The following is a 20,398-nucleotide window of genomic DNA, read 5'->3' on the forward strand; positions in this document are numbered from 1 at the left end:
TTCGAAGCCGCCGATCTGGCGGCTTTTTTGCGTGATGCAGAGGAGGGCGGGGGGCATCCTTGCCCGTGCAGGATCAAGGGTTCAGCTTGGCCAGATAATGCGCGACGGCCTTGATGTCTTCATCGGACAGGGTGCTCGCCATGGCATTCATGGCCTGCGTCGGATCGGTGCGTTGGCCACACTTGAAAGCGCTCAATTGATCGCTCAGATAAAGCTGCCCTTGTCCGGCGATACGCGGAGCCAGGGGGCCGCCAGAGAGTTTTTCGCCGTGGCAGGCTGCACACCCGTTGGCGGCGACCACACGCTGACCGCGCTGGTCCAGCGCATCATCCTTCGTCGGGACTTCAGTCACACCAGGTTTCTGTTCGGAAAAATAGGCGGCCAGACGTTTGATCTGCTCGTCCGTCAGATTGGCCGCCAGTGGCTCCATCTGTGCGCTGTGGCGACGTCCTTCGGCAAACGCGTGCAACTGGTTTTCGATGTACGCTGCGGTCTGCCCTGCAAGCGCTGCGTATTGAGCGTCGCGCGGTTGACCGTTAGCGCCATGGCAAAGCGCGCAGGTGTCCTGTAACTGTGGCCACGCACCGCCATTGGCCTGGTATGCAGCGTCGTGCTGATCCACGGCCTGCATGAAACGATAGCCCGCCCACAGTTCCGGTCCATACATCGCAATTGATCCGGCCAACGCTGCGCTCACGACGTTGGCTCCAACCATCATAATCCGCTTCATCAGGCGTTCCTCCGAGGTTGAAGTAACGCCTGGAGCGCTTCCATTGCCGCGCGATGTCCGGCGCGGACTGCACCGTCCATTGCCCCGGCCCAGATCTGCGCAGTCTCGGTACCCGACCAGATCATGCGGCCGACCGCCGGCGTCAGATACTCGCCCCATTGCGTCCAGAAACCGGGGGGCATGGGGGAAATACAACTCAAACTCCACGGGTCGATCTTGCCCCAGTCCAGATCATGAAACTGAATCGGGTGCAGGGCTTGTTCGCCCATGGCGCTGGCGTAGATCGCCGACAAGGTGTCCTGCGCGGTTTTGGGGTCATGGGGTAATTGGCCAGTTCTGACGAAGCCGCTGAGCACACCCAGGCTGCCGTCCTCCGGCGAATTGTCAAAGGCCCAGATCAGCGGACCTTCCACTTGCACGATCTGGCCGTTGAGGCCTTGGTCGCGCCAGAACGGGCGCTCATAGACGTGCACGGTCTTGCGCATCGGTGCATGGGCCGGCCAATGCCGATGCAGCTCGGCACGCCCGGAGGGCAGGGGGGGATCGAAGACGATCTGATTGCACAGCGCCGGGCTCAGCGCGGCAATCACCTGCCGCGTGCGCATGATGCCTTGATCGGTATGCAACTCGACGACATCACGGTCCCAACCGACAATCTTGCGCACTGGACACGCCAACCGGACTTTATCTGCGAGAGCGTGCGCCATCTTCAAACTGAGGATTTGCGAGCCGCCTACCAAACGTGATTCCTGCGCACCGCCTTGGACACCTTCGAGCTTTTCGAGGCGGCAGTCAGAGGAGTTGATCATCGCCAGGTAATGCAGGAGCCCCATGCCCGCCGGCGTGGTACCGAAGGTGAGGCTCACGGACATATTGAAGCCGATCTTGTCGACATTGCTAATGCCTTGCCCGGCCAGCCATTGGCCAATCGAGAGTTTGTCCAGCTCAACCGCATCCTTGGCTTTCCACGGCGCTTCGCTGGGGACGCCTTCGGCGAGTTTGTTCAGTTTTGCGACGATGTCAGTATTGGAATTTGGACCATCGCTGACGTCCTCTTGGACTCTTACCTCGTCTATCAGATAGACCGCCTTGCCCTTGTAGTACGTAGGGAAGGTTACGACATCAAGCTGTCTGGCCAGATCGGCGATTGACGTTTGGCCGGGTCCGATCCATTGACCACCGGCCTCGCAGATCACGCCATTACCTAGGTCATGGTTAAGTGTTCGACCACCGACGCGATCACGGGCTTCAAGCACGACAAACGACTCGCAGCCAGCGGCCTGGAGGTCTCTGGCAGACGTAAGCCCGGACAGGCCTGCGCCAATGATTACCACATCCAATATCGAGGTGTCTTGGGTTTGCGCCATCGCACGCCCGGTGACACCGAGCCCTCCGGCGAGGGCCGCGCCTCCGATCGCTTGCAATAACAATCGTCGCTGTCGTGATTGCGTCGACAGTTCATCGAGGTCCGCATCCATCTTCACCTCCGTCTTTTATTTATAATCACAGATGTTATGTAAATATATGACGGAACAGGAATTCAGCAAAGTGAAATCGGCGCAATGACGATTAACCGAGGGGTTGAGAGAAAGGCGGGCGCCATTAAGCAGGATTCGCTGCGCAAATGAAGCGAATCTTCTTGATGCCTGAGGGCAGGGTAGGGTTTAGCGTGCGGGGCTGATCAGCGTGATGACCGCATCCATCAAGGTCTTGCTGCGTTTGGCTTCAAATCGCTCTGGCTCGATTGGCAACATCATCATCCAGCCGTCACTCAGCGCGCTGAGCTGATCGGCGAGCAGATCGGCAGCAATGTCTTTGCGAATGATGCCCTGGGTTTGTCCTTTGCCCAGAATGCTTGCGAGATTCTCGCGAAAGCGCGAGTAACGTTTCTGGATTACGTCGGCAAACACCGGTTCGTGCCTTGCGTGGGCGAGCATCTGAAACAAGGCCAGCCAACGCGCCGAGTCGTTGGCTTGAGTCAGGTTCAACCACTGCTCGATCATTGCCCTGACATCGACCTTTTCCTGATCGGCATCCAGCAAGTGATCGAACTCGTCAAACAGACTCTGCGCCGCCGCCGTGATCATTTCTTCTTTATTGGCAAAGTAATAGGTCACGGCGCCCGTGGTGCAGCCGGCATGGCTGGCAACTTTGCGCAGAGACGTCCCGGCATAACCCTCCTGCGCAATGACTTCGATGGCTGCAGTCAACAGTTCACCGCGTTTTTCCAGACGATTACCTACCGGGCGGCCGCGACGTGGGGCGGGCGCTGAATCACTGTCTTTGGAGTGCTGACTATCCGTGGAAGGCGCTTGAGCATCATGCATGAGAGAAAGTGATTCCGTTGGTTGAAGGCGTTGAGCCGGCAGCGGCTGCGAACGCCATTTTGGCTTGGCACGTCGCGATCATGCAATCGTTCAGATTCGACCGCTGCCAATCACCGCGACGGCCCGAACCTCCACGCGCAAGCCCGGCATTGCCAGTTGTGAAATGCCGACAGCGGTCCAGGCTGGATAACGTTCAGGGAAGTATTCGTCCTTTACCTGTCCAAAGGCGTGCACTTCGCCCTGCAGATCGGTATGAAACGTCATCAACTCGACGACATCAGCCAGGCTTGCGCCGGCAGCTTCGAGGATGGTCCGCAAAGACTGAAACGCCAGATGGGATTGCGCCTGGATGCCTTCGGCGGGAACCATGGCCTCGTCGATACCGACTTGGCCGGACACCCAGATCATGTTGCCGACGCGTGTTGCCTGGGAAAAGTGGAAGTTGTCGTAGATTGCCTGGGTGTGACCAGGGTTGAAGGACTGACGCTGCAGGACGTGAGTGTTCATGGCAATGCTCCTTTATATTAATTGGCGGAACGTTGGGTGGCGGAAGCCGTCTCCCGCTTTCAGGGTCGACAGTTCTTCAGTAAACAGCACGCCTTGCTGCGGGTAACCGCTCGCGCTGTTTTCTGGTAAAGGATGGAAGGTGGCGTCGTCGCCAAAGAAACGGAAAACGAAGGTGTGACGATCCGGGAAAGCTTCATCCACTGGAGCGCCACCATGCAGTGAACCCGGATGCAGCAAGACGATATCGCCAGGCTCGGTAGCCCACGAAATGATGTCGAATGATTCGGAATCGTGTTGGCGCAGCGCCTCGATATCCGGCAGGCGTGGTAATGCGTCGCCGCCATGCAGCGGTTGAGTCGGATCGTTAGGATCGCGAAACGTAGTGCCGTCGTAGCGTGGTCCTTTGTGCGAACCTCGAACGATTTCCAAAGCGTTTTTCTTCGGCACTGATTCAAAACTGATCCAGGCATTGGCCCAGTGGCTTCCGGCCCATGGTAGATAAGACGTGTCCTGATGCCAAAGCGTGCGAGATCCGCGCCCACCTGCTTTGAGAAACACCTCTTCGGCGAAGTACCACACGTTTTCCGAGCCCCAGAGCTGCGCAAACAGCTGGCCAAAGGGCAGGGAGGTTACGAGTTCTTCAAGACGGGCTTTGGCGACGGGGTTGGCATTGTCAACATGGGACTGTTGCTCAGTCCCGTCGAACATTCGGGTTGCATGAGGGCCGTGATTCTCGACTGCCCAGTCATAGGCTGCCCGGCACTCAGCCAATTGATCTTTGTTCAGAAAACCTTTGATCAGGACGGCCCCGTCTTCCAGGAACGCCTTTCGCACAGAGAGTTGCATGAGAGCCTTCTCCTCGAAAATGCCACGTGGCAATTTCGATGCTAGCAGCCCTCAAAATTAAACACAACGGCAGTTATGTTAATTGTGAAGAGCCATTACGATGACAGAATCTTGAAGATCTGTGCATACCAGCAACGGCGCCGTCACGATCAAAGATGAGGGTTTCAGCTGCGCAGTCCTCACTCGGTGCCAAGCATCACCTTGTCTGAGCGCACAGCCCTTATCCAGGTATCGGCTTTTTGCGTAGCTATAGAAAGCCTGGATCGCTCGTAGATGCGCCGCCGCAGTATTGAAAACGCGGCGCCTGAGTTTGAGTTGGACGTACATGAGCGGACAAGCATGGGCAACGGCGCGCGTCACCAGCTTGCCCGAGCAGCGGTAGTCGTTGACCTGAAGAGGACTCGTCATGAGCACTATGGACATGGCTCATTGGGAGAGTAGGCGTAATAACGAATTCGTCGAATCAGTGACTTACGTCGCTTATGAACATATCCGACATAATACAGTATTTAACATAATATACATTATGCGAACCACTGAGCCATCCTTCAGGGGCTCTGTTCGGCGCATTTCGCTAAGCGACCTAGACCACCGCGCGCCAGATTCATAAGCAGCCATCGTTTGACCCTTGGGCCACCGGGCATTTACGGCGAGTCAGCACACGGTTCACCAACGCTGTGGTGAAATCGATAACGTTGCCCGTCATAACGCAGTACTGGGAAACAAGAGCCCGGGCCGCCGACCTCGACATCAGGCCAACCATTACTGCCTTTGCCAGGGAGAAACTCAGCGACGCCGCTTTCTTTGAGCATGAGTTTCCAGTGACCGTCAGCCTGCTGGCTGACTAGATAAAATCCAGTACCCGCTTGCCCATAACAGTCAGTGCTGCCTTCGGTAATCAACGCATCCGGCCGACCGTCGCCGTTCAGGTCCTTGATCAGCTCCATGGTTGCCGGCGTGTAGCTACCTGTTGTCTCGATTTCGCACTCCGACGTCTCTTGGTTAAATCCAGCAGCGCGGAAAGCTTTTATCTGCTCGCTACGCGGCAGTTCATCCGCCAGCGCCGTGGCACTGATCACGAAACATGCCACCCATAGACCTGACGTAAGCCTTCCCCGCATATAGACCGTCCCTTTATGATGCTCAAATGTAAAGTATCGTGCACGTACCCACACTAGCGTGAAGGATGAGCTAGCTCTGCCCTTATTATATAACCACTGACTATAACTAAACTAAATGACTATTTAGTTGAGTTATATATAGATAGGCCGGTTCACAACCTGAACCGATCCACCGACTGCGAAAGCTTCCCCGCCAAACTCGACAATTCATCCGTCGTTGACGCCGTGTCTCCAATCACGCGGCTGTTGTTTTGCGACATACCTGCAATCATCTCCACCTGGTGAGCAATTTCATTGCTGGCCAGGCTTTGCTCGCTGATGGTGCGGGAAATATCGTTGACCAATTCGGTGGTGCTGAGCGTGGCCTGAAGGATCTCGCGAATGGCGCGTTCCACTTCGGCGGTAACGGCCATGCCCTTGTCCACTTGAGCAACGCCCTCCTCCATGCTGGTCACCGCTTCCCGGGTGTTCAGCTGGATGCGCCCGACCATACTGGCGATCTCCTGCGTGGATGCGCTGGTGCGTCCGGCCAGGCTGCGCACTTCATCGGCGACGACTGCAAAGCCGCGGCCCTGCTCACCTGCACGGGCGGCTTCGATGGCGGCGTTCAGGGCCAGCAGGTTGGTCTGGTCGGCGATGCCTTTGATCACTTGAATAATGCTGTAGATCGCCTCGGACTCCTTGTCCAGTGTGCGGATCACTTGGGCCGATTGCTGCGCTGAACGGGCAATGCCATCCATGTCGCTGACAACCTGGTGAATGACGCGGCCGCCGTCCTTGGCCAGGGTTTCTGCCTGGTTGGCCATGTCGAGGGCGCGTTGGGCGTGGCGAGTGATTTCCTCGATGCTGGCAGTCATTTCGCTAGCGGCGGCGGCCATGGTGCTGGCGGCGGCGCTTTGCTGTTGACTGCTGCCTGCGACTTCATGGCAACCCTGGCTCAGTTGTTCGCTCATGCCATTGACGCCGTGGGCGTTGCTGCGAACCACTTCAATCATGCCGCGCAAATCCCGCTGCATGGTGGCCAGGCTGCGAATCAGCGCACTGGCTTCATCGTGATTTCTGGGCTCGATAATCGGTTCGCTCAAGTTGCCATGGGCAATGCTGTCGGCAATGCGGCTGGCGGTACGCAGTGGCCCCATGATGCTCAGGATCACCCAGCGCCCTTGTGCCAGCAGCAGTAACAGGCTGGCGATCAGTACCACGGCCAGGGTCCAATTGGCGTGGCTGATGGTTTGTCGGGTACTGATACTGGTCAGTTGAGTCTTGTTTTCGATCAGTTCGCTCAAGGCCGCCATTTGATCTTCCAGCCGACTGAACGCGGCATTGAAGGTCTCCAGCTCACCACGGGCGGCTTCGGGGTTGTCCAGGGCCAGCGCGACGATACGCTCACCGGCGCTGATATAGGTATCCAGGCTGGGCTTGATGTTTTCCAGGCTCGCCTTGATTGCATCGTCCAACGGCTGCTTGAAGTTGTCCGCCAGCACCTGGCGAAAGTGTTCGGCATGTTCCTTGAGCGAGCTGTTGACCTGGGCTGGTGTGCTGGTGCTTTTGCCTAGCCCCACCAACATGGCCGATAGCACGTCGGCACGCAGGGCGTCGTGCATCATGTCGGCTTCCATGTGATTACGCAGCACGGTCATGCTGACGTCATTGTCCTGTACCGCATCGCCCATCCGGGTATTTCCCAAATAGCTGGCCAGGCTCATGATCAAGGCGGTGAGCAATCCGGTCCCAATCAACAGCATCAAGCGTAATTTGATCGTCATGCTGGTATCCCCGTGCCAGGACCGTCGGTTGGGAATCCAACCGTTCAAGTGCTCACTGTTAGCTGTATCGGCAACAACTCCTTGTTAGTGAAGCCTAAGTTTGCGGATCTGCGCGTTTCACTTAAGCTGACCGTCCTTTGCTCCAGCCGGACCCGCCAAATGTCTAGAAGTATCGCCCATCTCGCCCTGCTGCTGGGCTTGATCACCGCCGTCGGCCCGTTTGCCATCGACATCTACCTGCCCGCGCTGCCAACCCTGGGCGCAAGCCTTGGGGCCTCACCGGCGGCGGTGCAGATGAGCCTCACCGTGTTCTTCATGGTCATTGGTGTGTGCCAGTTGTTCTACGGGCCGATCAGCGATGTGTTCGGGCGCAAACTGCCGATTTATGCGGGTTTGGTGATCTTTACCGTTGGCAGTATCGGCTGCGCATTGGCGCCGACGATCGAAGTATTGATCGGATTTCGTGCCATACAGGCGTTCGGTGCCTGTGCGGGGATGGTGATCCCGCGGGCGATCGTGCGCGACCTGTACACCGGCCATGAGGCAGCGCGCCTGATGGCTTTGCTGATGCTGGTGATGAGTGTTTCGCCAATCCTCGCGCCGCTGGCCGGCAGCCTGGTGATTTCGATCTGGAGTTGGCGCGAAGTATTTGCTGTGCTGGCGGTGGTCGCCGTGCTGTGCCTGGTCATGACCATCGTGCAACTACCGGAAACCCACCCGGCCGAACGCCGTTTGGGCAAGACCCTGGGCAATGCATTCGGCAGTTATGGAGCGCTGTTGCGCGACCCGGTATTCACCGGGTTATCGGTGGTGTGCGGGTTTGGCCTTGCGACCTTCTTTGTATTTATCGGCAGCGCGCCCTTCGTATACATCGAATATTTCGGCCTGACACCGACGCAGTTCAGCCTGTGTTTTGCCCTCAACGCCGCCTCGTTTTTTGCCATGAGCCAACTGACCGCACGCCTGAGCGCACGGTTTGGTCTGGCGCCGCTTATTCGTTGGTCGGTGGTCACAGTAGCCACGATCATGGCCCTGTTGGCAGCCACCACATTCTGGGGTGATAGCCTGCCCTTGATGATGGGCCTGCTGTTTATCGGGTTCGGTTTTCTCGGCCTGTTGCTGCCGGCGGCAGGTGTGCTGTCGCTGGAAGATCATGGCGCGGTGGCAGGCTCTGCGTCTGCCTTGCTTGGCGCGATCCAGATGGTTACCGCGGCCGTTTCGATGACCCTGGTGGGCGTGTTCGCCGACCATACTCCTGCACCGATGTTGATCGGCATTGCGCTATGTGCGCTTGCCGCGATGCTCACCACGTTGTGGACCTTGCGCCGGTTGCCGGCGCACCTGGCCTCAAGCGTCCCGCCCTCCTCCTGAGGCTTGCCCTACCCCGCCCAGCTCACAGATCAAAGCGGTCCACTGCCCTGCGCCGCTCATTGTCGTCGCGTACGTCGTAGCTGGCGGTGGTCTGGATATTGGTGTGATGCGCCAATTTCTGGGCAATCGACAAATCATGCTCTTCGATCACTCGGGTGATGAACGAACGGCGGAAATCATGGGGCATGATTTTCACACCCACCTGATCACCGCGCTGCCGAGCAATGTAATAAATCGCATGTTTGGTAATGCGTTCGCGCGTGATGTGGCTGCCCCGGCGGATACGGTTGAACAGAAAGGTGTCGTCCTGCTCACCTTCCTTGAGTTGTTCACGACGAAACTCAAGCCACGCCCGCAGTTTTGCGAACGCCCAGTCCGGCGCGTACTTGATCAGTTCCTTATTACCTTTGCCGATCACCCGCAGGCTGCGCTGATCAAAATTGATCTGCTCGAGGTCGAGATTGACCGACTCCGACTTGCGCATCCCGGAGCCATACAACAGGCCGATCACTGCGGCATCCCGCAGGCCCTGGGGCCGAGGATCGGCGGCGCATACATCGAGCATCTCGCGGATCAGTGTACGACGCAGGTTGCGGCCCTGCCCCAGGCGCGTACCGGCGGCAGCCTTGACCGAGCGCATCTTCAACAGGTGATCCTGGCTGATCAAGCTCATGCGCCACGCTTCATTCATCACTCCTCGTACCGCATTCACGTACAGCGATGAGGTATTCGGCGCATAGCCGTCCTCGCGCAATGCGGCCACCAGTGCGACGACGTGTTCGGGTTGCAGTAGATGCCAGTCAATGTCTTCGAGGTTGAGGTCTTCGAAACCCAGGCGGTCGGCGGCATCCTGCAGCACGTAGCGCATGGTCAGTTGGCTGGAGGGCGCCAGGCGAGTGAGGTAGAGGGTCAGCGGGTTGCGGATAGTCTCGGTCAAGGGATCAGCCTTTGGATTAAATACATCAATCAACTCGTTGATTAATCGATGTATTTAGTGGGTTGGCGAAGACTGAGTCTAACCCAGGCGCGGCCCTGGCACAAAATCACGGCGCCGATTCGACTTCCTCTGCCGGTTCCTGCGGTTGCGCCAGGGACTGGCTCCAGTCAGCGTCCTGTCGCTGCATCAGCGCAAACCAATGCCCACGCATAAACGTCAGGTAGCCAGCCGGGGCCTTGGCAAAGTCCTTCTCGTCGCCATAGCAGCCTGGCAGTGGCAGTTCGGTGCCCTGCTCCTTGTACTGGCTGACCAACTTCTGTTGGGCCTCGACGCTGCAGTCAGTGGGCAAGGGCATGCCGCGCAGGGCACCGGCATCTTCGTCCCACCAACTGGCGCCGACGCGATCGAGGCCGCGCAGGCGATACTTGCCGGACTTGCCGACCCGCATGATCAGCTTGAACTCATTGGGGCTCACATCACTGGTACAGGTGCGCGAATAACCGACCGTGACCTGGGTATTGCCGTCGCGCAGCAGGTCGGTGACTTTGGTGGCCGCCTGATCAAAGCGCAGGCTGGCGTCGAACTCGCAGTGTTGCACGTCGTCGTGCAGCATCCAGACCCGCTTGGGGCGATCGCCCGTGAGCAGGTACTGCGCTGCGTAGACAAACGCCGACTGGGTGCCATCATCCTCCCGCTCGCTGACCTGCTCGGCGAGTACCAGCAGGTTCTTGCCCTGAAGGTCATCCCAGGTATAAGCACCGACTTGCTTGCCGGGCACTTCCACACCTTCCGGCACCTGTTCAATGCTGGTCAGTGCGATCCCTTCATCGGCGCGTACGCTGGTGAAACAGGCCATCGTCATCAATAATCCCATCAACGCAGGCCGCAACTGGCCGCGCAAAAGCTGCACGCTATTCATCCGAGTACCCTGGCAAGAGATGGCTTACTTTACCGGCACTTGAGCGCCAATGCAGAGAAGATTGTTCAATCACCGGCATTGGCCGAGCGGGAGCGCCCGGATTGAACCAAACGCCCGGCACAGCGTTCCGATCTGACCATCCGGCCTGCACATGTAACGCCTTGATTACTTAGCTGAACCCTAGCTGTCTACCTGTCAAATAAACGAGTTTTTCATCCGCCTTTCATATTCGTTGCACACATTTGCGCTTAACCTTGTAAGCAGTACTTCAGGGCATTCCGTGGTTTATCGACTAACCTGTTGATTACGCTTTATCTTTAGCGCCGCGTTGTCATCTGCGGGCTGTAGTTCTGCCCGATGATTGCTGCTGTTTTCACGCGTCAAGTTGCTCCAGCCGAGGTCATGAAACTTTGAAACCCTACCCTATTCACTGCGTGTCGATCGTTATCCCGGTCTACAACGAACAAGAGAGCCTGCCGGAGCTGCTGCGTCGTACTACAGCAGCCTGCAAGCAGCTGGCCTACGAATACGAAATCATCCTGGTGGATGACGGTAGCCGCGACAATTCGGCCCAACTGCTCGAAGACGCCGCCGCTGAAGAAGGCAGCCATGTTGTAGCGGTGATCCTCAACCGCAACTACGGCCAGCACGCCGCGATCATGGCCGGCTTCGAACAGTGCCGTGGCGAAGTCATAATCACCCTCGACGCCGACTTGCAGAACCCGCCGGAAGAGATCCCGCGCCTGGTGGAGCAAGCTGCCCTGGGCTACGACGTGGTCGCCACGGTGCGTAACAACCGCCAGGACTCAGCGTTCCGTCGCTGGCCGTCGCGCTTGATCAACCTGGCCGTGCAGCGCTCTACCGGCGTGGCCATGACCGACTACGGCTGCATGTTGCGTGCCTACCGCCGCACCATCGTCGACGCCATGCTCGCCTGCCGTGAACGCAGCACCTTCATCCCGATCCTGGCCAACGGCTTTGCCCGCCATACCACGGAAATCCTAGTGCACCACGCCGAGCGTGAGCACGGCGAGTCCAAATACAGCGCCATGCGCCTGATCAGCTTGATGTTCGACCTGCTGACCTGCATGACCACCACACCATTGCGCCTGCTGTCCATCGTCGGTTTCAGCCTCGCGGCGTTGGGCGTGCTGTTCGCCTTTGCGCTGATCGTCATGCGCCTGGCCTTCGGCGCCGATTGGGCGGGTGATGGTCTGTTCGTGCTGTTTGCGGTGCTGTTCGTGTTTACCGGTGGCCAGTTCATCGGCATGGGCCTGCTGGGCGAATACCTGGGCCGCATGTACAGCGATGTACGCGCCCGCCCGCGCTTCTTTATTGAAAAAGTGCTGCGCAACCAGCCGGCAGCACCGACTCCAGTCGTCGTCGTTGACGGCCTGGTGTCTTCCCATACTTCTACTTCTCCTTCGGATCAGGTTCAGTCATGAGTTCAAAAGCTGTTGTCTTCGCTTACCACGATATCGGCTGTGCAGGCATTGAAGCCCTGCTCGGTGCGGGTTACGACATTGCTGCCGTGTTCACCCATGCCGATGACCCCAAGGAAAACAATTTCTACGGCTCCGTCGCCCAACTCTGCGCACGCCATGGCATCCCGGTGCACGCCCCGGAAGACGCCAACCACCCGCTGTGGATCGAGCGCATCGCCAAGTTGAACCCGGAGTACATCTTCTCCTTCTACTACCGCAACCTGCTGAGCGAACCGTTGCTGGCCACCGCCCGCAAGGGCGCGTTCAACCTGCACGGTTCGTTGCTACCTAAATACCGTGGCCGCGCCCCGGCCAACTGGGTGTTGGTCAACGGCGAAACCGAAACCGGCGTCACCCTGCACCGCATGGTCAAGCGTGCCGATGCCGGCGCCATCCTCGCCCAGCAGAAAGTCAGCATCGACCGCACCGACACCGGCCTGAGCCTGCACGCCAAATTGCGTGATGCGGCCACAGCCTTGCTGCGCGACGCGCTGCCACAATTGGCCCTGGGCAAGCTCACCGAAACCGCCCAGGACGAAAACCAAGCCACCTATTTTGGCCGCCGCACTGCCGCCGATGGCAAGCTGGACTGGAAAAAGCCTGCCGAACAACTGTTCAACCTGGTGCGCGCGGTGACGCAGCCGTACCCGGGCGCCTTCTGCGCAGTGGGCGAGCACAAGCTGATCGTATGGCAAGCCGACGTGGTCAAGGGCAACGACGGTTTGGCGCCAGGCCGTGTGATCAGCGTCAACCCGCTGCGTATTGCCTGCGGTGAAGACTCCTTGGTCATCAAGTTTGGCCAGCGTAACGAAAACGGCCTGTACCTGGCCGGCCCGGCCCTGGCCGATGAACTGGGCCTGGTGGATGGCTCCGTACTGCGTGGCGCCGAGTCTGGCCGCAAGCCACGTCGTACCCGCGTGTTGATCCTGGGCGTAAACGGCTTTATCGGTAACCACCTGTCCGAGCGCCTGCTGCGTGACGACCGTTACGAAGTCTATGGCCTGGACATCGGCTCCGACGCCATCGAGCGTCTGCGCAGCCACCCTAATTTCCATTATGTGGAAGGCGATATCAGCATCCACACCGAGTGGATCGAATACCACATCAAGAAATGCGACGTGGTCCTGCCATTGGTTGCCATCGCCACGCCAATCGAATACACCCGTAACCCACTGCGTGTGTTCGAACTGGACTTCGAAGAAAACCTCAAGCTGGTGCGCTACTGCGTCAAGTACAACAAGCGCGTGATCTTCCCCTCGACCTCCGAAGTCTATGGCATGTGCCAGGACCAGTATTTCGATGAAGACACCTCCAACCTGGTGGTCGGCCCGGTCAACAAGCAGCGCTGGATCTACTCGGTGTCCAAGCAGCTGCTGGACCGCGTGATCTGGGCCTACGGCGACAAGGGCCTGAAGTTCACCCTGTTCCGTCCGTTCAACTGGATGGGCCCGCGCCTGGACCGCCTGGACTCTGCGCGTATCGGCAGCTCCCGCGCCATTACCCAATTGATCCTGAACCTGGTGGAAGGTACGCCGATCCGTCTGTTCGACGGTGGTGAGCAGAAGCGTTGCTTCACCGACATTGCCGACGGTATCGAAGCGCTGGCGCGCATCATTGATAACGACAATGGCGTGTGCGACAGCCAGATCATCAACATCGGCAACCCGGAAAACGAAGCGAGCATCCGCCAGTTGGGCGAAGAACTGCTGCGTCAGTTCGAGGCTCACCCACTGCGCCACAACTTCCCACCGTTCGCCGGTTTCCGCGACGTCGAAAGCAAGGCGTTCTATGGCACGGGCTACCAGGACGTGGCGCACCGCAAGCCGAGCATCGAGAACGCCAAGCGCCTGCTGAACTGGGAGCCGAGCGTGCAGATGAGCGAAACCATCGGCAACACGCTCGATTTCTTCCTGCGTGAAGCCATGCTTGAAATTGCGGATAAAAAGTAATGCAGGCAGGTCTTCGCATCGACGTCGACACCTACCGTGGCACCCGTGAAGGTGTGCCGCGGCTGCTCGAATCCCTGGATGAAGCCGGGGTAAAGGCGACGTTCTTCTTCAGTGTCGGCCCGGACAACATGGGCCGCCATCTGTGGCGCCTGATTCGGCCACAGTTTCTGTGGAAGATGCTGCGTTCCAACGCCGCCGGCCTGTATGGCTGGGACATCTTGCTGGCCGGCACCGCCTGGCCAGGCAAGCCGATCGGCCGCGACCTGGGACATCTGATGCGCCAGGCCAAGGCCGCCGGGCATGAAGTCGGCCTGCACGCCTGGGATCACCATGGCTGGCAGGCCAATACCGGGCGTTGGAGCGAGGCACAGCTGGTCGAGCAGATTCGGCGTGGTGTGCAGACTTTGAGCGACATCCTAGGCGAGCGCGTGGACTGTTCAGCCGCCGCCGGGTGGCGCGCCGACGAACGTGTGGTGCAAGCCAAGCAAGGCTTCAATTTTCGCTACAACAGTGATTGCCGGGGCACCAGCCTGTTTCGACCGACACTGGCCGATGGCAGTGCGGGCACCCCACAAATTCCGGTGGACCTGCCGACCTTCGACGAAGTCGTCGGGCCGGTGGTGGCGGCCAATGATTTCAACCGCTTCATCCTGGACCGGTTCAGCGCAGCGAAGCTGAACGTCTACACAATCCACGCAGAAGTTGAAGGGATTCTGATGGCCAATGATTTTCGCCAGTTGCTCGCCCAGGCCGGGCAGCGCGGCATTGATTTCAAACCCTTGGGTGATCTTCTGCCCGCAGATGTAACCACCCTGCCCCAACAAAAACTGGTGCGCGGCGCATTGAGCGGCCGCGAGGGTTGGTTGGGAGTACAGCAGGCATGATTCGTCGCTGGGCCTTGCCCCTGCTCCTGCTGGCGTTTGCCGCGTTTTACCTGCTGCCGCTGGCCACCCATGGCCTGTGGATTCCCGATGAAACCCGCTATGCGCAGATCAGCCAGGAAATGCTGCTGACCGGCAAATGGGCCTCACCGCACTTCATGGGTATTCGTTACTTCGAAAAACCCGCCGCGGGCTACTGGATGATTGCGCTGGGCCAGGCGATTTTCGGGCAGAACCTGTTCGGCGTGCGGTTTGCCTCGGCCTTGAGCAGCGCCTTGAGCATTGTGCTGGTTTACCTGGTATCCCGCCGGTTGTGGAGCGACCCGCACAAAAGCCTGGTCAGCACCCTGCTGTACATGAGCTTCGTCAGCGTGGCGGCCCTCGGTGGTTATTCCAACCTGGACCCGCAGTTCACCTTCTGGGTCAACCTGACCGGCGTGGCGTTGTGGTTCTGCTTTGACAGCAGCACGCGGCGCGGCCGACTGTGGTCATGGGCGCTGTTGGGTTTCGCGTGCGGCATGGGCTTCATGACCAAGGGCTTCCTGGCCTGGTTGCTACCGGTATTGATCGCCCTGCCCTACGCCCTCTGGCAAAAACGCCTGGGTGAGTTGTGCACGTTTGGCGGCGTGGCCGTGGTGGTTGCAATTGCTGTCAGCGTGCCGTGGGCATTGGCTGTGCACCTGCAAGAACCGGACTACTGGCATTTCTTTTTCTGGCACGAGCACATCCAGCGCTTTGCCGGGGAAGATGCCCAGCACGCTGAGCCGTTCTGGTATTACCTGCCGCTGCTGGTAGCGTTCGCGCTACCGTGGGTAGCCCTGTTGCCGTCCACGCTCAAGCAGGCATGGCTGCAAAAGCGCGCGCCGAAAACCGCATTCCTGCTGCTATGGCTGTTGATGCCGCTGGCGTTTTTCAGCCTGGCCAAGGGCAAGTTGCCCTCCTACATCATGCCTTGCATGCTGCCCCTGGCGTTGCTGATGGGCTCGACCTTGAGCGACAAGCTCAAGCAAGGCCACGGTCGCGTCCTGCGCATCAATGGCTGGCTGAACCTGGCGATCGGTGTGCTGGTATTGCTGGCCCTCAGCTGGTTCCAGTTGAAAAAACCGGTGTACGAGCCGGGTGAGGAAACCTTCAGCCTGGTGCTGGTGTTCATCTTCCTGTTCGGTTGGATCGTGGTCAACCTGCTGCAAGCGGCACGGCCCTTGACGTTGTGGGCCGCGCCTCTGATTGGCAGTGGGCTACTAGTGGTTTTGGTGCCTGCGGCATTGCCCCATTCGGTGGTTTATAACAAGACCCCGGACCAGTTCATCATCGATCACATCGAGGAATTACAGCCCACTGTCGCCCTGTTGAGCAACGATCTGGGCGCTGCTTCTGCACTGTCCTGGCGTCTCAAACGACCGGATATCACGCTCTACAACACCTCGGGCGAGGTCAAGTACGGGCTGGCTTACGCCGACACGGCCCATCGGCTGGTCGACCGTAACGCGATCCAGGCATGGATGGCGCAAACCCGCCGCACGGGCGCCGTGGGTGTGGTGATGCGCGTCAACAGCCAAGGTGAAAAGGAAGAGCTCGCGCTGCTGCCCGCCGACGGCAAGCGTTATGCCCAAGGCAAGATCGTGATCCTGATTTTCCCGCAGGTCGCGCCATGACCACCCTGCTGCTGTTGCTCACAGCCTGCTTGCTCACCTGCATGGGCCAGGTCTCGCAAAAGTTCGCCGTGGAAAGCTGGCGGAACCTGCCTCAAGGCTGGGCATTGAAGGTGCGCTCGCCGTGGTTATGGTCAGCGTTGGTGTGCCTGGGCCTGGGCCTGGTGGTGTGGCTGCTGGTATTGCAACGCCTGGAAGTGGGGATTGCATACCCCATGCTCAGCCTGAATTTTGTGCTGGTCACGCTGATGGCGCGCTTTGTATTTCACGAACCCATTGATGGCCGCCACTGGCTGGGTGTGGGGCTGGTGATTGCCGGCGTCGTGCTGCTGGGGCGCCAGGTATGAGCCGCATAAAGGGTTTCGCCCTGGCCCTGGGCAGTGTCGGCCTGGTGAGTGGCGCCCAACTGGGCATGCGCTGGAGCATGACGCGCCTGCCCTTGCCCACCGAGTGGCTGGCCGCCTTCGCCCACAACAGCATCGACCTGAGCGCCCTGGGCGTGGTGATCCTGGCGATCATCGCCTACGCGCTGTCGATGCTCTGCTGGCTTGGCGCACTCAAGCATTTGCCTCTGGGCCGTGCCTACTCGCTGCTCAGCATCAGCTACGCGTTGGTCTATCTGCTGGCCGCCAGCCTGCCGGTGTTCAACGAAGCTTTCTCGCTTTCAAAAACCCTGGGGGTGGCCTTGGTCATCCTCGGCGTACTGGTTATCAACTCTCGTCGTGCTTGCACCTCAAGTCCCAGGAATACCCCATGAAAATCAGCGTATTTGGTAGTGGTTACGTTGGTCTGGTACAGGCCACTGTATTAGCCGAAGTCGGTCACGATGTCATTTGCATGGACGTTGACAAGAGCAAGGTCGAGTCGCTCCAGAAAGGTCACGTGACCATCTTCGAGCCGGGCCTGGCCGCGATGGTCAAGGACAACCTGGAAAGCGGACGCCTGCATTTTACCTACGACGAAAAACTCGCTGTCGAGCACGGTGAAGTGTTGTTCATCGCCGTGGGTACGCCGTCGGATGAAGACGGCTCTGCCGACCTGAAATACGTGCTGTCGGTGGGTGACGCCGTGTCCCGCCACCGCGTGCAGCCGGTAATCCTGGTGGAGAAATCCACCGTGCCGGTCGGCACCGGTGACACCCTGCGCGCTCATATCGAAAAGAACCTGAATGCCGCTGGCCGTCAGTTGGAGTTCGATATTGTCTCCAACCCGGAATTCCTCAAGGAAGGCTCGGCCGTTGCCGACTGCCGCCGCCCGGACCGCATCATCATTGGCTGCGAGCGCGAGGAAGTACGTGAGGTCATGCGCGACCTGTACGCGCCGTTCAATCGCAACCACGACCGCATCATCTTTATGGACCTGCGCAGCGCCGAACTGACCAAGTACGCCGCCAACTGCATGTTGGCCACCAAGATCAGCTTCATCAACCAGATTGCCGAACTGGCCGAGCACCTGGGCGCCGATATTGAATCGGTGCGCCTGGGCATTGGTGCCGACTCGCGAATCGGCTACCACTTCATCTACCCAGGCTGTGGCTACGGCGGCTCGTGCTTCCCCAAAGACATGCGTGCCTTGATCCATAGCGCCAAGCAAGCCAACTGCTCCAGCGACCTGCTCGAAGCAGTGGAAGCCATCAACCAGCGCCAGAAGAGCAAGCTGTTCGAGCGCATCAATGCGTTCTTCAAAGGCAATCTGAAGGGCAAGACCTTCGCCCTGTGGGGCCTGGCCTTCAAGCCCAACACCGATGACATGCGCGACGCTCCCAGCCGCGTGCTGATGGAAGCCTTGTGGGCCGCCGGTGCCAATGTGCGCGCCTTCGACCCGGAAGCCATGCAGGAAACCCAGCGGATCTATGGCGACGACCCGCGCCTGATGCTGATGGGCACCCCGGAGTCCACCCTGGGCGGCGCCGATGCGCTGATCGTGTGCACCGAATGGCAACAATTCAAGGCGCCGGACTTCGACCTGATTCACCAGCGCTTGAAAACCCCGGTGATCTTCGATGGCCGCAACCTGTATGACGGCGAACGCCTGACACGCAAAGGCTTCAAGTATTTCCCCATTGGCCGTGGCGATTCCTGCGAGTTGCCGATTCCCCAGCAAAACTGGGTGGAACAGGTCAGGGATGTCGGCTAGGTGAACAAGGCTTTCCCATCCATGCAGAGCAGCACAATCCGCCGCCATTCACTGGGGCTTGGGCTCTTGGCGCTGGTGCTGTTTATCGCCGGCAACTGGCACCAGGCAATTATTGGCTTTGATTCACGCTTCGTGGTGTTTGCCCAGGAAATGCTGCGCCACGGGCCTGGTTTCTTCCCCACGACCTACGGCCAACCGTATGCCGACTACCTGGCGACTTCAACGCTGCTGACCTGGCTGCTGTCGTTGCCATTGGGCCAGGTCACCAGCCTGACGGCATGGCTGCCCACCGCGGTCGCGTCAGCAGTGATCGTAATGCTGGTCTACCGCCTGACTGCGCCCTACTCCCCGCGCTGGGGGCTGTTGAGCCTGGCAATGTTGCTGCTCAGCAGCACCTTTGTCAGCGAAACCCGCGCGGTCTCCTTGGACCAGATGCTCGCCGCCGTGACCCTGGCGGTGTTCTATCTGGGCTATGCCCATGATCACTTCGCTGCTGCCAAGCGCTTGCATTGGGTGTTTGTGTTGCTGCTGCTCGGGTTTGCACTGCGTGGGCCGATTGGCCTGGTGATCCCCACAGGCGTTTTGTGCAGCTATTACCTGATCAACCGCCAATGGCGCAGCCTGTTCAGCTTCGGCCTGCTGGCGTTGGCGCTGCTGGCGGCGTGCGTCGGTCTGTTGCTGCTGCTGGCCAAGCTCAGCGGCGGCGAAGACTTCATGCATGACGTGATTCGTATGCAGTTCTTGGGGCGCATGGATGGCAGCGAAGGCTCCGGCGGTGTGCTGTATTACTTCACCAGCTCCATGGGTAACTACGCGCTGGCTTATCCGCTGGCAATATTGGTACTGGTGGCGGTCATGATCGGCGGGCGGCGCACACCGGATCCGGCATTGAAGCTGGTGTTGTATTGTGCAGCCGCGGGTGTGCTGGTGATGGTGGGCCTGTCGGTGCCCCAGGCGAAAAAAGCGCGCTATATCCTGCCGATGTTGCCGATGGCAGCGATCATTGCCGCGTATCCGTTCCAGGCGACACAGGGGCGACTGTTTGCCTGGCTGCGCGGCCTGATGCTGGGCGTCTGGACGCTATTGCCGACGCTGTTGGTGATTGGCCTGCTAGTGGCGCGGCGGCGTTATCCGGAGCCGCTGGCCCACCTCGAAGTGATCTTCGCCGTGCTTGGGCTGCTTCAGATCCTGGCGCTGCTGACACTGCTCAAGTCCCGACTGCGTACGTATGGCCCGGCCCTGGCTGCAGTGCTGGCCCTTTGGACAACCTACATCCTCGTGGTCGAACCCCTGGAGCGTCGGTTATACGACACCCGCACGTTCAGCCTCGCCGTCAAGGCTCAAGTCCTGCAGCAACCGGCGCCCGTGGTGCTGCACGCGCTGGGTAAAGACGCGAAAGCCATCAAGTTCATGGTCAACTTCGATTGTGACAAGGTCCCGCTGTTTACCCAATTGCCCATTGAATTGAAGCCGATCCAGGCCCCGGCATGGTTGGTCATGAGCCAGGCCGACTTCGAAGGGCTGGACGATCCACGCTTGCGTTCGATCACGCCCACGCTGACCGGCGAGTTCGACAAGAACCCCTACGTATTGTTGCATCTGGTAAAAACCACGGTGCCATGAGCACTTTTCCAGGGGCATTGTAAGAAAGAACGCCGACTCTTTAACCAGTAGGCGTCTTTCATCACAAGCACCAAGAAAACACCTACATTCCTTTGCGTAATAGCTGGTGCACTTTCCCTTCCTGTGCCTGGAACCCGACGGTAGACTCG

The 20,398-nt window shown here is 59.1% G+C and carries 18 protein-coding genes; 9 read left to right on the forward strand and 9 right to left on the reverse strand.

Going from position 1 to position 20,398, the window contains the following annotated elements:
- Positions 1 to 73: 73 nt before the first annotated feature.
- From J1G33_RS14820 to J1G33_RS14850, 7 genes are all read right to left on the reverse strand, one after another.
- The gene (locus J1G33_RS14820; RefSeq protein WP_223018313.1) at positions 74 to 730 is read right to left on the reverse strand and encodes a c-type cytochrome; all 657 of its coding nucleotides are present in this window, start codon (positions 728 to 730) and stop codon (positions 74 to 76) included.
- Positions 730 to 2,208: an FAD-dependent oxidoreductase gene (locus J1G33_RS14825; protein WP_223018314.1), complete on the reverse strand. Its 1,479-nt coding sequence runs from the start codon at positions 2,206 to 2,208 to the stop codon at positions 730 to 732. Before J1G33_RS14825 ends, J1G33_RS14820 begins: the two co-directional genes overlap by 1 nt.
- A gap of 186 nt (positions 2,209 to 2,394) precedes the next feature.
- Positions 2,395 to 3,057: a TetR/AcrR family transcriptional regulator gene (locus tag J1G33_RS14830; RefSeq protein ID WP_044273829.1), complete on the reverse strand. Its 663-nt coding sequence runs from the start codon at positions 3,055 to 3,057 to the stop codon at positions 2,395 to 2,397.
- A gap of 90 nt (positions 3,058 to 3,147) precedes the next feature.
- The gene (locus J1G33_RS14835; RefSeq protein WP_223018315.1) at positions 3,148 to 3,564 is read right to left on the reverse strand and encodes a RidA family protein; all 417 of its coding nucleotides are present in this window, start codon (positions 3,562 to 3,564) and stop codon (positions 3,148 to 3,150) included.
- 12 nt (positions 3,565 to 3,576) lie between these two features.
- Positions 3,577 to 4,410, reverse strand: a complete 834-nt coding sequence (locus tag J1G33_RS14840) for a phytanoyl-CoA dioxygenase family protein (RefSeq protein WP_223018316.1) — start codon at positions 4,408 to 4,410, stop codon at positions 3,577 to 3,579.
- A 644-nt stretch (positions 4,411 to 5,054) separates the two neighbouring features.
- Positions 5,055 to 5,489, reverse strand: a complete 435-nt coding sequence (locus tag J1G33_RS14845; protein ID WP_223018317.1) for a hypothetical protein — start codon at positions 5,487 to 5,489, stop codon at positions 5,055 to 5,057.
- Between the two features lie 194 nt (positions 5,490 to 5,683).
- Positions 5,684 to 7,297 (reverse strand): methyl-accepting chemotaxis protein, encoded by a 1,614-nt coding sequence (locus J1G33_RS14850; RefSeq protein ID WP_032875308.1) that lies wholly within the window; start codon positions 7,295 to 7,297, stop codon positions 5,684 to 5,686.
- Positions 7,298 to 7,456: 159 nt separating this feature from the next.
- Here J1G33_RS14850 and J1G33_RS14855 point away from each other — a divergent pair, with 159 nt between their 5' ends.
- A complete protein-coding gene (locus tag J1G33_RS14855; RefSeq protein ID WP_032875311.1) occupies positions 7,457 to 8,668 on the forward strand; it encodes a multidrug effflux MFS transporter in 1,212 nt (403 codons plus the stop codon).
- A gap of 22 nt (positions 8,669 to 8,690) precedes the next feature.
- Here the strand turns inward: J1G33_RS14855 and J1G33_RS14860 are convergent, their stop codons facing one another.
- Together J1G33_RS14860 and J1G33_RS14865 are read right to left on the reverse strand one after the other, a co-directional pair.
- Complete coding sequence (locus J1G33_RS14860) at positions 8,691 to 9,605, reverse strand: tyrosine-type recombinase/integrase (RefSeq protein ID WP_103735172.1); 915 nt, start codon at positions 9,603 to 9,605, stop codon at positions 8,691 to 8,693.
- 106 nt (positions 9,606 to 9,711) lie between these two features.
- Entirely contained in the window at positions 9,712 to 10,524 is an 813-nt protein-coding gene (locus tag J1G33_RS14865; RefSeq protein WP_148853328.1) for a hypothetical protein, read from the reverse strand.
- A 410-nt stretch (positions 10,525 to 10,934) separates the two neighbouring features.
- Between J1G33_RS14865 and arnC the strand changes: the two genes are divergently transcribed.
- Genes arnC through J1G33_RS14905 form a run of 8 tightly spaced genes read left to right on the forward strand, consistent with a single transcriptional unit; the run spans position 10,935 to position 20,249 of the window.
- Positions 10,935 to 11,969: an undecaprenyl-phosphate 4-deoxy-4-formamido-L-arabinose transferase gene (gene arnC, locus J1G33_RS14870; protein ID WP_223018318.1), complete on the forward strand. Its 1,035-nt coding sequence runs from the start codon at positions 10,935 to 10,937 to the stop codon at positions 11,967 to 11,969.
- The gene (gene arnA / locus J1G33_RS14875) at positions 11,966 to 13,957 is read left to right on the forward strand and encodes a bifunctional UDP-4-amino-4-deoxy-L-arabinose formyltransferase/UDP-glucuronic acid oxidase ArnA (protein ID WP_032875322.1); all 1,992 of its coding nucleotides are present in this window, start codon (positions 11,966 to 11,968) and stop codon (positions 13,955 to 13,957) included. The genes arnC and arnA overlap by 4 nt, the downstream gene beginning before the upstream one ends.
- Complete coding sequence (gene arnD / locus J1G33_RS14880; RefSeq protein WP_032875325.1) at positions 13,957 to 14,841, forward strand: 4-deoxy-4-formamido-L-arabinose-phosphoundecaprenol deformylase; 885 nt, start codon at positions 13,957 to 13,959, stop codon at positions 14,839 to 14,841. Before arnA ends, arnD begins: the two co-directional genes overlap by 1 nt.
- Positions 14,838 to 16,493: a lipid IV(A) 4-amino-4-deoxy-L-arabinosyltransferase gene (arnT, locus tag J1G33_RS14885; protein WP_032875328.1), complete on the forward strand. Its 1,656-nt coding sequence runs from the start codon at positions 14,838 to 14,840 to the stop codon at positions 16,491 to 16,493. Before arnD ends, arnT begins: the two co-directional genes overlap by 4 nt.
- Complete coding sequence (gene arnE, locus J1G33_RS14890) at positions 16,490 to 16,837, forward strand: 4-amino-4-deoxy-L-arabinose-phosphoundecaprenol flippase subunit ArnE (protein ID WP_032875331.1); 348 nt, start codon at positions 16,490 to 16,492, stop codon at positions 16,835 to 16,837. Before arnT ends, arnE begins: the two co-directional genes overlap by 4 nt.
- Positions 16,834 to 17,247: a 4-amino-4-deoxy-L-arabinose-phosphoundecaprenol flippase subunit ArnF gene (gene arnF / locus J1G33_RS14895; RefSeq protein ID WP_078821367.1), complete on the forward strand. Its 414-nt coding sequence runs from the start codon at positions 16,834 to 16,836 to the stop codon at positions 17,245 to 17,247. The genes arnE and arnF overlap by 4 nt, the downstream gene beginning before the upstream one ends.
- A complete protein-coding gene (locus tag J1G33_RS14900; protein ID WP_032875337.1) occupies positions 17,244 to 18,626 on the forward strand; it encodes a UDP-glucose/GDP-mannose dehydrogenase family protein in 1,383 nt (460 codons plus the stop codon). Before arnF ends, J1G33_RS14900 begins: the two co-directional genes overlap by 4 nt.
- Positions 18,627 to 20,249, forward strand: coding sequence for a phospholipid carrier-dependent glycosyltransferase (locus J1G33_RS14905; RefSeq protein WP_223018319.1), 1,623 nt, complete (start codon positions 18,627 to 18,629; stop codon positions 20,247 to 20,249). It begins immediately after the preceding gene.
- The last annotated feature ends 149 nt before the right edge of the window (positions 20,250 to 20,398 follow it).

It is taken from the genome of Pseudomonas sp. P867, assembly GCF_019891455.1.
In the GTDB taxonomy this organism is placed as follows: domain Bacteria; phylum Pseudomonadota; class Gammaproteobacteria; order Pseudomonadales; family Pseudomonadaceae; genus Aquipseudomonas; species Aquipseudomonas synxantha_A.

What these genes read in the sequence shown, in the direction of transcription:
- arnD (WP_032875325.1), top strand. Translation starts at nt 13,957, where the DNA reads ATGCAGGCAGGTCTTCGCATCGACGTCGACACCTACCGTGGCACCCGT.
- J1G33_RS14835 (WP_223018315.1), bottom strand. Translation starts at nt 3,564, where the DNA reads ATGAACACTCACGTCCTGCAGCGTCAGTCCTTCAACCCTGGTCACACC.
- J1G33_RS14830 (WP_044273829.1), bottom strand. Translation starts at nt 3,057, where the DNA reads ATGCATGATGCTCAAGCGCCTTCCACGGATAGTCAGCACTCCAAAGAC.
- J1G33_RS14825 (WP_223018314.1), bottom strand. Translation starts at nt 2,208, where the DNA reads ATGGATGCGGACCTCGATGAACTGTCGACGCAATCACGACAGCGACGA.
- J1G33_RS14850 (WP_032875308.1), bottom strand. Translation starts at nt 7,297, where the DNA reads ATGACGATCAAATTACGCTTGATGCTGTTGATTGGGACCGGATTGCTC.
- arnA (WP_032875322.1), top strand. Translation starts at nt 11,966, where the DNA reads ATGAGTTCAAAAGCTGTTGTCTTCGCTTACCACGATATCGGCTGTGCA.
- J1G33_RS14820 (WP_223018313.1), bottom strand. Translation starts at nt 730, where the DNA reads ATGAAGCGGATTATGATGGTTGGAGCCAACGTCGTGAGCGCAGCGTTG.
- J1G33_RS14900 (WP_032875337.1), top strand. Translation starts at nt 17,244, where the DNA reads ATGAAAATCAGCGTATTTGGTAGTGGTTACGTTGGTCTGGTACAGGCC.
- J1G33_RS14855 (WP_032875311.1), top strand. Translation starts at nt 7,457, where the DNA reads ATGTCTAGAAGTATCGCCCATCTCGCCCTGCTGCTGGGCTTGATCACC.
- arnE (WP_032875331.1), top strand. Translation starts at nt 16,490, where the DNA reads ATGACCACCCTGCTGCTGTTGCTCACAGCCTGCTTGCTCACCTGCATG.
- arnF (WP_078821367.1), top strand. Translation starts at nt 16,834, where the DNA reads ATGAGCCGCATAAAGGGTTTCGCCCTGGCCCTGGGCAGTGTCGGCCTG.
- arnT (WP_032875328.1), top strand. Translation starts at nt 14,838, where the DNA reads ATGATTCGTCGCTGGGCCTTGCCCCTGCTCCTGCTGGCGTTTGCCGCG.
- J1G33_RS14840 (WP_223018316.1), bottom strand. Translation starts at nt 4,410, where the DNA reads ATGCAACTCTCTGTGCGAAAGGCGTTCCTGGAAGACGGGGCCGTCCTG.
- J1G33_RS14865 (WP_148853328.1), bottom strand. Translation starts at nt 10,524, where the DNA reads ATGAATAGCGTGCAGCTTTTGCGCGGCCAGTTGCGGCCTGCGTTGATG.